At 39.4% G+C, this 3,078-nt stretch carries 2 protein-coding genes; both read right to left on the bottom strand.

The window, feature by feature from the left end; translation table 11 throughout:
• Positions 1–306: 306 nt before the first annotated feature.
• Positions 307–945, bottom strand: coding sequence for a response regulator (locus tag FL972_RS12130; protein WP_144605729.1), 639 nt, complete (start codon positions 943–945; stop codon positions 307–309).
• Positions 938–2,794: a sensor histidine kinase gene (locus FL972_RS12125; protein ID WP_144605728.1), complete on the bottom strand. Its 1,857-nt coding sequence runs from the start codon at positions 2,792–2,794 to the stop codon at positions 938–940. The genes FL972_RS12130 and FL972_RS12125 overlap by 8 nt, the downstream gene beginning before the upstream one ends.
• Positions 2,795–3,078: the final 284 nt, after the last annotated feature.

The raw sequence follows: 3,078 nt of genomic DNA, 5'->3' as shown, positions 1-3,078 counted from the left end.
AATACGCCTTCGGCGAAATATTCAGAAGATAATTTTAAGATATTATCAAGATATGCCTTCGGCAAGATAGACTCTCCTCCGTCGAGCCAGATATGCCTTCGGCGAGATAACCTCCAAACTATAAAAGGAACCTAGCTCCAAAGGAGCGTAATTTCTTAGCCCCGCCTAAGTCGGGCAGGCCCGAGTGCAACTCGGGGTTTGAATAGTAGGTATATTTACTCAGCGCTGGCCCGGAATCTTCATTTGGAAACGATAACTCAATGCCAGCAAGAAGTCCGAGAATTACAAATCACATCAAGATAAAACTCAGGACTCCATAAATTTCTGATTCTCCACAAATGCCACCAATTGAGCTGAATTTTTCAATCCTAACTTTTGAATCAAATTCCTCCTATGGGTATTGACTGTCAAATCACTCAAAAAAAGCTTCTCAGCAATTTCCGCTGAAGTCAAACCTTCCGCTATCAAATAAGCAATCTCCTTCTCCCGCTTACTGAGAATATTCAGTTTAGAATAAGTTTCTGATCTCTGGGTATTTTCCCCTGTTGACTCAGGAAAAGTAGGGGTCCCCTCGATAGCATTATTCAAAGCCTGAATCAATGCCTTTTTACTGATTGATTTCGGCAAATATCCTATAGCTCCTTCCATTCTGCATTTATCTACGATGTTGGGATTACTTTCCATAGTAAGCAGGATTATTTTACTGGAAACAGATACTTTTTTCAATTCCCTGATAGAAGCTATACCGTCAGAATCAGGTAAAAAATAATCCAATAAAATAATGTCAGGCTGGATTCTTTTGACCTCCTCCAAACCCTTTTTAAAAGACTGTGCATGCGCGAGTTCCTGAATAAACGACTCTGTACCAATCAAAGAATAAACTCCTTGCGCAAATAGCAAGTGATCGTCTATATGCACAATTTTAATTTCACTGAAGTTAAGCATGTAGCGGTATGATTATGATATGGCTTGTTCCGCTTGTGCTGGATTCCAATTCCATTTTCCCTTTAAGATAAGCAACTCTTTCTTGAATATTTTTTAGGCCAATTCCCTTTAGACTAAGATCAGGATCAATTCCTTTTCCATCATCTTCTGCAATGAGTTCTAGTTCACCCTCCCTTTCCGAAATACTAATCAGCGCTTTTTTCGCTTCCGAATGCTTAACCATATTTTGAAGTAGCTCATTTATAATTCGATAGAGTATCAATTCCGTGGATTTCCCCATATCTGTACCTACTTGATAATAGAAATGGATTTTCAGCGGGTATTTTTTCTCCAAGAGCTCAATCTGCACTTTCAATACATTTTCCAAACCATTCTCTTCCAGATAGTGAGGAGTTAGATTGTGGCTAAGCGAGCGGGCTTCCTGTATGCTTTGCTCTATCATTTGCCTCAATTCATTTAAGGATTGCTTAGAATAATTTTCTTCTATTGTCTCAGTCTTGATATAAAGGCTTGCCAGCATTCCACCTATGCTATCATGAAGATCCCTGCCCAATCGCTTACGCTCATCTTCCTGAACTTGTATCAAGTGTTCGGCAGCCTGTTTCTCCCTTTCCAAAATCTCAATGGAGAGCTTTTCTTTTTCCTTTTTGAAAAGTGAGGCTCTTCTTGCAAAAGCTGCGGTAATTACTCCCGTTTCACCCATCAACGCGAAAGCACTTCCATAATCCACCAAATAATGGGGCAAACCCATGGGTAATATTTTTTGATTGAGTTGCAGTACAATCCCAAAAAGAGCCAAAATAGCTATACCGAGCAGGTAATATCCAGCAAGAGGCACCTTGGCTTTCCATTGGAGAAAAGGATATAATAGAATCAAAATGCTGGTAAGTAAGGAAACAAGCAGCGTAATCTGGAGGAAAAGTGATTTGCTTGAAACACCATCCATTATTCCAATAGGTAAAAGCAAGGACAAAGCCATTAAAGCTTGGAAAATTGAAGTAACCCAAATCCACTTTGCTGTTTTTTTTCCAGTAACAGTGGGAGGAAAGAAGTTGACCACCAAGAGCAAAATCAGCACATTGGTCATCAAATTGAAAAAAGGTCTGGCAATTCCAGTCCAGGTAGTCTGAGTAGGCCAGAGAAATTGAAATGTCAAGCCCCAGTGGGTGGCCAACCAAAGAGAAATAGCCAAAACATAGGCCGCATATATTGCTCCACTCCAAGACTTCAGTTCTGCAGCAAAGAAAACTGCGAAAATGAAAATGATACACATCCAGCCCAGGATTCCCCCTATGATCAAAGTATCATTGGTCTTTTTTTGATAAAAAGTTTGGAAATCCAGAATCTCAGGCTCTATGTGAAATGTTTCCCCAGATTTATCCATCTGCAAAAGGACTTGAAGCTTGCCATTCGCAGGAATAGTAAATGGGATAATTAAATCCCTGTCAAGGAATGGCCTTTTTTCGAAAGGATATAAGTCCCCCAGATCCATTGATGAGGAATTAGCTCCATTTTCAAAAACCTGGATACGGTTGATATGAGGATTGTTGGAAACGAATAATAATGACTGTAAACTATCCGCATCATTTACTATAGTAAATCCCAGCCACCACTGACTTTTGGTAATACCCTGATTAAACAAACTTTTATTCTGCTTTAAAGTGTCAAACCTTTCCCAAGCCTCTGAAGGAGTGTAATTCTGATCTGGAAAGACTCCAAAGTTCAATTGGTCCTCCTTTTCATTGCAGGAAAGCAAATTGATCAAAAGAATAGAGCCAAGAATGGAACGGAAGTTCCACCGGTGGTACCAGATGAATACAAAGAAGCTATTCTTTAAACACTTACCCATTTAGAGGATAAACTAGAGTGAATGTGTAGGGTGATGGGTGAATTCGGAAGCAAGATAAAGATTGAACTGAATTCAAAACAATCCTCTATAAAAATACCAATTTTTAGGTATAGGAAGGCTTCATATTTAGGCTGAAACTTGTGAAATAAATGGATAGATCAGAAGGAATTATTCTAAATCTGATTATCCGCAATCATGCCAGTTACCTTATTTTCTATGCCTGACCGATTGGAAGACCGATGACCGAAGACCGAAGCTTCCGGATTCTGATCCATTTAGCTGAC

Source organism: Algoriphagus algorifonticola (assembly GCF_007655305.1).
Taxonomy (GTDB): domain Bacteria; phylum Bacteroidota; class Bacteroidia; order Cytophagales; family Cyclobacteriaceae; genus Algoriphagus; species Algoriphagus algorifonticola.
Note: the sequence above shows the minus strand (reverse complement) of the source record. Positions and strands in the feature narration are given on the sequence as shown.

Coding starts and splice junctions, on each gene's coding strand:
- FL972_RS12130 (WP_144605729.1), bottom strand. CDS start 945: ATGCTTAACTTCAGTGAAATTAAAATTGTGCATATAGACGATCACTTG.
- FL972_RS12125 (WP_144605728.1), bottom strand. CDS start 2,794: ATGGGTAAGTGTTTAAAGAATAGCTTCTTTGTATTCATCTGGTACCAC.